Annotated in this window: 5 protein-coding genes, 1 tRNA gene and 1 pseudogene; all 7 read right to left on the reverse strand. The window is 74.0% G+C overall.

The window, feature by feature from the left end:
• Positions 1–77, reverse strand: a tRNA-Leu gene (locus Q0283_RS10440).
• A 119-nt stretch (positions 78–196) separates the two neighbouring features.
• Positions 197–1,624 carry an NAD(P)/FAD-dependent oxidoreductase gene (locus Q0283_RS10445; protein WP_183523558.1) on the reverse strand — a complete coding sequence of 476 codons (1,428 nt, stop codon included), beginning with the start codon at positions 1,622–1,624 and terminating at the stop codon, positions 197–199.
• Positions 1,625–1,682: 58 nt separating this feature from the next.
• Positions 1,683–3,098, reverse strand: coding sequence for a S8 family serine peptidase (locus Q0283_RS10450; protein ID WP_298044513.1), 1,416 nt, complete (start codon positions 3,096–3,098; stop codon positions 1,683–1,685).
• Positions 3,095–4,774 (reverse strand): DUF501 domain-containing protein, encoded by a 1,680-nt coding sequence (locus Q0283_RS10455; protein WP_298044515.1) that lies wholly within the window; start codon positions 4,772–4,774, stop codon positions 3,095–3,097. The genes Q0283_RS10450 and Q0283_RS10455 overlap by 4 nt, the downstream gene beginning before the upstream one ends.
• A 56-nt stretch (positions 4,775–4,830) precedes the next feature.
• The gene (locus tag Q0283_RS10460) at positions 4,831–5,697 is read right to left on the reverse strand and encodes a septum formation initiator family protein (RefSeq protein ID WP_298044516.1); all 867 of its coding nucleotides are present in this window, start codon (positions 5,695–5,697) and stop codon (positions 4,831–4,833) included.
• 200 nt (positions 5,698–5,897) lie between these two features.
• Complete coding sequence (gene eno / locus Q0283_RS10465) at positions 5,898–7,184, reverse strand: phosphopyruvate hydratase (protein WP_298044518.1); 1,287 nt, start codon at positions 7,182–7,184, stop codon at positions 5,898–5,900.
• A gap of 52 nt (positions 7,185–7,236) precedes the next feature.
• Positions 7,237–7,490 (reverse strand): annotated as a pseudogene (locus tag Q0283_RS10470) (hypothetical protein); the annotation flags it as partial.

The following is a 7,490-nucleotide window of genomic DNA, read 5'->3' on the forward strand; positions in this document are numbered from 1 at the left end:
TGGTGCCCCCGGTGGGACTCGAACCCACAACACAGCGATTTTAAGTCGCTCGCCTCTGCCAATTGGGCCACGGGGGCGGACGGCCGCGGCCCGGAACCCCTCAAGGGTACCGGGCCGCGGCGCGTGATCGGTGCGCCTGACCCCGCGGACCACGTCCCCAGGCGGTGCACCGCGGGAGCGCGGGGCTCCCGGACGGTCAGGCGTTCTCGTACTGCTCGGCGTGGCCGATGGCCTTGCGGCCCGAGAACCGGCCCGGCTTGAGTTCACCGCCGGCGGCCTCGAGGAAGGCGTTGTGCGGGGTCTCGAGCTCCTCGATCGCGGTGGTGTCCCGGCCGAAGATCGCGTTCAGGGCCCAGTTGGTGATCACGCGGGCCTTGCGCTCGTAGGTGGGCATGGCCATGCCGTGGTAGCCACGGTGGGCCATCCAGGCCGGGATGCCCGAGATCTTCAGGCCCATCGGGTTGCCGACGCCCTTGCCGACGCCCAGGCCCGCGACGGCACCCAGGGACTTGTGGACGTACTCCTCCACGGCGCCCTCGCCGAAGCGGACGGCCAGCAGGTTGGCGGCGAGGCGACGGGCCTGGCGCACCGCGTGCTGGGCGTTGGGGACGCAGTGGCCGCCCGGCCCGTCGCCGGTCAGGTCCGGCACCGCGGCCACGTCGCCACAGCTCCAGGCGCCCTCGAGGACGCCGTCCTCGCCGTCCTTGACCTGCAGGGTCGGGGTGACCTCGATCCGGCCCCGCGGCTCCACCGGGAAGTCGGTCTGCTTGGCCACGGCGTTGGCGGCCACGCCCGCGGTCCAGACCAGGGTGTCTGCCTCGAACGAGCCGGCGTCGGACTTGTCCTGCATGTTGATCAGCTTCAGCACGCCGCCCTCGGCGCCGGACAGCGAGGTGTTCAGCAGCACCTCGATGCCGCGGGACTTCAGGTGCTCGACGACGCCGACGGCCTGGTCCTCGCCGACCTCCGGCATGATCTTGCCCATGGCCTCGACCAGGACGATGCGGGCATCGGACTGGGCCAGGCGCGGGTTCTTGCGGATGGCGGCCCGGATCAGGTCCTCCATCTCGGAGATGGTCTCGACGCCGTTGAAGCCGCCGCCGACCACCACGAAGGTCAGGGCGCGCGAGCGCGCCGCGGCGTCGGTCATGGTGGAGGCGACCTCGATCCGGTCCAGGATCTGGTTGCGCAGGGCCAGCGCCTCCTGGACGGTCTTCATGCCGATCCCGGCCTCGGCCAGGCCCGGGATCGGGAAGGTGCGGGTGGTGGCACCGGCGGTCACGACCACGTCCTGGTACGGGACCTCGAACTCGGTGCCGTCCGGGGTCTGGACGGTGGCGGTCTTGCGGGCGTGCTCGACCTTGACGACCTTGCCCTGGACGACCTCGGTCTGCTTCAGGTGGGTGCGGTGGTCCACGATGATGTGGCGCGCCTCGATGTGGCCGCCGACGACCTCCGGCAGGAACGGCTGGTAGGTCATGTACGGGAGCGGGTCGACGAGGGTGACGACGCCGCCACGCTCCTTGACCTTCTTCTCCAGGTTCTTGGCGACGTAGAGGCCGGCGTAACCGCCGCCGACGATCAGGACACGGGGCTTCGGAGACAGCTGCGGGGTAATAGCCATGGGCTACACCCTAAACCCGCGGTCGTCACTTCGTGAAACTTCTCACAAAGTAACAATGTCAGCGCCCACGCCGCCGCAACCCGAGCACCACGCCGGTGCCGAGCAGGGCCACGACGGCCAGCCCGGTCCCCAGCACCAGTGCCGGCTGCAGGCCCGGGACAGGATCGGTGGGCGGGGCCGCCCGGGGCAGCGCGGTGGTCGCCGGCGCGGGGGTCGACGCCGGTGCGCCCGGGGACGCCGCGGGGGGTCCGGCCGGTGCGGCGGCGGGACTCTCGGCCCGGCGGTGCACCCGGATCCAGTCGGCGATCGTGTTCATGGGGTTGCGGTCCACCTGGTCCACCTCGGCGGTGACGGCGGCCGCGGCGTCGATGACCCCGTGGCCGTAGACGGGATCCTCACCGGGGACGCCGGCGTCCCGGGCGGTGGTGAGGATCCGGTGGATGACCTGATGGGCGGGCATCTCCGGGTGGGCGGACCGGACGAGGGCGGCGAGGCCCGCCACCAGCGGTGCGGCGCCGCTGGTGCCCTGCCACTGCTGGTGGCCTCCCCCGGGGACGGCCCCGACGAGGGGGTGGGCGGGCGCCGCGACGCCGATCGAGATCCCCTCGGTGGAGGCGTCCCAGCTGGCCGTGCCGTCGGCGTTCAGCCCGGCGACGGTCAGCACCCCCGGGATGGTGGCGGGCGCGCCGGCCGTCGTGGCACCAGAGGCGCGGTTGCCCGCCGCGGCGACGATCACGACGTCGTTCTCCTCCGCGTGCAGGAAGGCCCGGTCCCAGCTCTCCGGCCAGTCCTGGCGATTGGAGCCCAGGGACATGTTGATGACGTCCGCGCCGTGGTCGACGGCCCAGGTGACGGCCTCGGCGATCTGGTCCTCGGGGCTCGGCCCGTCCGGGTTGTCATCCCCCAGGTGCACCGAGACGGACAGCAGCCTCGCCTCCGGCGCCACCCCGATGACACCGTCCGGTCCGGGTTCCGCGCCGGTGGCCTCGCCGACGGGCGCGGCCGAGGACGCGGACGGCGGCGAGGAGGAGGCCGACGGGGATGCCGACGCGGATCCCGTGGCGGCGGGGCCCGACGGCCCGGGGGCGGGACGGTCCCCTCCGTGGTGTCCGTGCCCGGCGAGCACGGAGGCCACGAGGGTCCCGTGCTCGGGCACCGGTCCCACCGGCGTGGTGCCCTCGGCGCCGCCGGCGCCGGAGACGTCGGTACCGCCGGCCACCTGACCGGTCAGGTCGGGGTGGGCGGCGTCGATCCCGGTGTCGATGACGGCCACGGTGACGCCCTCGCCGCGGGTGCGGTCCCAGGCCCGCCGGAATCCGTACTCCTCCAGCCAGTACTGTCCCTCGCGCCACTCGTCCGCGGCGGCCGGCTGCACTGAGGGCGACAACGGGGAGACGGGTGAGACCGGGGAGAGCAGGGTGAGCCCGGCGGCCAGGACCGCCGAGAACACCCGCCGGGCCGGACCCGCCCTCACGCGAGCTGGGACAGGGCGATCCCGTCCAGGATGTCGTGCTCGGAGGTGATCGCCGAGGTCACCGCTCCCCCGGTCGCCCGCTCCACGCGTCGCAGCACGGTGGACCAGATCAGGGCCCCGGCGCCGATCACGTCCACACGGCCGGGATGCATGTAGGGCAGCGCGGCCCGTTCGGAGCGGCTGGCCGCCAGCAGCTGCCCGGAGATGCGGGTGGTCGTGCCCAGGTCCAGCCGGGTGCCGTGGATCGCCGCGGGATCGTACTCGGTCAGGCCCAGGGCGGCGGCCGTGACCGTGGTGATGGTCCCGGCCACCCCGACGACGGCGGCGGCCCGCCCGAGCGGGACGGCGGCCTCGACCTCGTCGAGCACCGCGTCGATGTCCGCGGTGGCGGCGGCGATCTCCCCGGGCGTCGGCGGGTCGCCGTGCAGGTGGCGTTCGGTGAACCGCACGCAGCCCATCGGGACGCTGACCGCCTCGAGGACCTGCGGGCCCTCGGGGCCGTCGAGCGTGCCGAGGACGAACTCGGTGGACCCGCCACCGAGGTCCACCACGAGCACCGTGCGGTCGCGGCCGCCCGCCGCGGGCGTGCCGGCACCGGCCAGGGCGTCGGGGTCCAGGACGGAGGCGGCTCCGGCGAAGGACAGCGCCGCCTCCTCGTCCCCGGAGATGACCTCGGGCTCCACGCCCAGTCGCTCGCGGATGCCCGCCGTGAACACCTCGGCGTTGCGGGCGTCCCGGCTCGCCGAGGTGGCCACGAAGCGCACGGACTCCGCGCCCAGCCGGCGCAGTATGCGCGCGTAGTCCTCGGCGGCGGCGAAGGTGCGCTCCAGTGCGGCCTCGGACAGCTGCCCGGTGGCATCCACGCCCTCGCCCAGCCGCACGACGCGCATCTCCCGGTGCAGGTCCACCAGCCGCACGGTCCCGGCACCACCGGTGCCCCCCGTGGGCCCCTCGACCCGGGCCACGAGCAACCGGATGGAGTTGGTGCCGCAGTCGACGGCGCCCACCACGCGGCCGGCCGGGGCGTCCTGCGGCGGGGCCTCGGCGGCGGGGGTCCCGGCCTCGGTCATGACGGGGTTGCGTTCCCCGGCCAGGCGCCGCACGTGGCGGCTGAGGTCCCGGCTGGGCACGGGCGCCTCCGGGTCCCAGGCGCCGGCGCACCAGCACCGGTCGGTGGTCCAGTCCGCGCGGATGGCCTCCAGGGCCTCGTCCCCCAGCGGGTTGACACCCGGCCCGGCGGCGAGGGAGTGGCCCACCAGCACGTGCAGGCACTTCACGCGGTCCGGCATGCCGCCGGCCGAGATCCCGCGGATCTCCGGGACGCCGTCCGTGCCGGCCACCGCCCCGACCCGGTCACGCTCCAGGAGGTAGGCCTCGTGGGCGGCACGGTAGTGCGCGGCCAGCTCCGGGTCCTGCTGCAGGCGCCCGGTCATCTCCGCCATGACCCCCGCGGCCTCGAGGCGGGAGACGGCGGCGGTCAGCACGGGGTGGGTCAGGTAGAAGGTCGTGGGGAAGGGGATGCCGTTGGACAGCCGCGGGGCCGTGGTGGCCACGAGCGGGTTGCCGCACACGCAGCGCGCCCCGATCTCGACGACGTCGCGGGCCGGGCGCCCCAGTTGCAGGCTGATGGTGTCCAGGTCCTGCGGCGTGGGCGTGCGGTCCAGGTCCTGATTCACGAATCCTCCGGGGCTGACGACGGGTACGGACGGGTACGGCGGCGGATCAGCCTATCTCAGTCCGTGCCGGCCCGCACCACGGAGTCCCAGAGCGCGTCGGCCCAGGGCATGTCCGGGTTGACCTGACCGGGGCTGGCCGGACCGGGGACGGGGTCCTCGACCGCCTGGTCACCGCCGATCACCATGTAGGCCTTCTCCCCCGGCATGACGAGGTTGAACCGGTCCCGGGCCTGCTGCTGGATGTAGGCGGGGTCGTCCCAGCGGGCGATCTGGGCGGTGAGCCGGCGCTGCTCCTCCTGCTGGGCGGAGATGTCCTCCTGGACGGCGCGCAGCTCGGCCTGCTGGTCCAGGTACACGCGCAGGGTGGGGGCCAGCAGCACGGCGGCCACGAACAACACCACCAGCAGGGCCACGGACCGCCCCGAGAAGTTCCGGGCCGGCACGGGCTCGACGACGGCGGGCCGGGAGGGGCCCGGCGACGGCCGAGCCGTGCGGGCCGCGGGGGTGCCCCCGGGCCTGGCCCGGCGCAGCAGGTCCCGGCGGGCGGCGGCGCGGCGCTCGGCCGCGGTGAGGGTGGGACGAGGGGCGGTGGTGGCCTCGGGGGCCGTCTCCTCGGGGGTCGTCTCGGCGTCCTCGGACGCGTCCGGGCCGACGGCACGGGCGGGGGCCGCGGCGCCGGCGGTAGTCCGGGCACGGATTGACGCGGGATCCCGGTGGGCGGAGTGGGCGGCCGACGGGGCGGGCCGACCCGACGCGTCCGCCGGGGCGTCGCCGACGTGGAGGGACGGCGCGGCGTCCAGCGGGATGACCTTGGCCGAGTGGCCGGTGACACAGGTCGTGCGGCCGGCGGTTCCGGTGGCGACCAGGGACCGCTGGGCAGAGGGGCGGGCGGACTTGGGGACGCGGGGCCGACGAGTCGCCACCTGTACCTCCACTGGGTGTCCGTGACCGGGTCTGGCGCCGGGGCCGCCGCCTGGTCCCCTGGCCGGGTCGTCAGGGATCTCCATCGAGGATACCGGCTCCGGGTGCCGGGCCCGAACAGCGCGCCGGACCGGTGGCCGGTGAGGCGCCCTCACCCCGTCTCCACCTCAGGCGGGCACGGGACGGGGGCGCCTCGGGGCGGTCAGGACCGGCCGCGGTACCGCGGGAAGGCGGAGGCGCCGGCGTAGCGCGCGGAGTCGCCCAGCTCCTCCTCGATGCGCAGCAGCTGGTTGTACTTGGCCACGCGATCGGAGCGGGCCGGGGCACCGGTCTTGATCTGCCCGGCGTTCGTGGCCACGGCCAGGTCGGCGATGAAGGTGTCCTCGGTCTCGCCCGAACGGTGGGAGATCATGCAGTGGAAGGTGTGGCGCTGCGCCAGCGAGATCGCGTCGAGGGTCTCGGTCAGCGAGCCGATCTGGTTGACCTTCACCAGCAGGGCGTTGCCCGAGGCCTCGTCGATGCCGCGCTGCAGGCGCTCCGGGTTGGTGACGAACAGGTCGTCGCCCACCAGCTGCACGCGGTCGCCCAGGGCCTGGGTGAGCTGCTTCCAGCCCTCCCAGTCGTTCTCGTCCAGCGGGTCCTCGATGGACACCAGCGGGTAGGAGTCCGCCAGGGAGGTGTAGTAGTCGATCATGTCCGCCGCGGACTTCTGCTCGCCCTCGAAGGTGTAGGAACCCTTCTCGCAGAACTCGGAGGAGGCCACGTCCAGGGCCAGGGCGATGTCCTGCCCCGGGGTGTAGCCGGCGCGGGTGATGGCCTCGGTGATGAGGTCCAGGGCGGCACGGTTGGACGGCAGGGACGGGGCGAAGCCGCCCTCGTCGCCCAGGCCGGTGCCCAGCTCGCGCTCCTGCAGGACCTTCTTCAGGGTGTGGTAGACCTCGGCACCCCAGCGCAGCGCCTCGGAGAAGCTGGGGGCGCCGATCGGGGCGATCATGAACTCCTGGATGTCCACGTTGGAGTCGGCGTGCGCACCACCGTTGAGGATGTTCATCATCGGCACCGGCAGCAGGTGGGCGTTCGGCCCGCCGAGGTACTTGAACAGGGACAGGTCCGCCGAGGCGGCGGCGGCGTCGGCCACGGCCAGGGAGACGCCGAGGATGGCGTTGGCGCCCAGCTTGCCCTTGTTCTCGGTGCCGTCCAGGTCGATCATCAGGGTGTCGATGAGGCGCTGGTCCGTGGCGTCCATGCCCTCGAGCTCGTCCGCGATGTCGTCGATCACGGCGTTCACGGCGTTCAGCACGCCCTTGCCCAGGTACCGGTCCTTGTCACCGTCCCGGCGCTCGACCGCCTCGAACTCGCCCGTGGAGGCACCCGACGGCACGGCGGCGCGACCGAGCGCACCGTCGGTCAGCAGCACCTCCACCTCGACGGTGGGGTTGCCGCGGGAGTCGAGGATCTCACGGGAATGGATGGCGTCGATCAGGGCCATGTGCGGTCTCCTTTGAAGGCAGGTGGTTCCGAGGGTGCAACGCGGGTTCAGCCTAACCGCTCGCCGCGGTCCGATCGCCGCCGTGACGGCCGGACCCCAGGTCGGCGCGCACCGAGGCCAGGTGGCGGCGCAGCGCGCGCTCGGGGTCCAGGCCGGCGGCGCGGGCGAGCTGGACGAGCCGGAACAGCTCCGCCCCGAGGCCGTCCTCGTCCGCCAGCGGGTCCCCTCCCGGTCCCGACGGCGGCGGGCCCGGGTCCGGGAGCGGGTCCTCCGGCTGCCGGGCGGCTCGGTCGACCACCTTCGCGG

Source organism: uncultured Citricoccus sp., from assembly GCF_937871995.1.
GTDB lineage: Bacteria > Actinomycetota > Actinomycetes > Actinomycetales > Micrococcaceae > Citricoccus.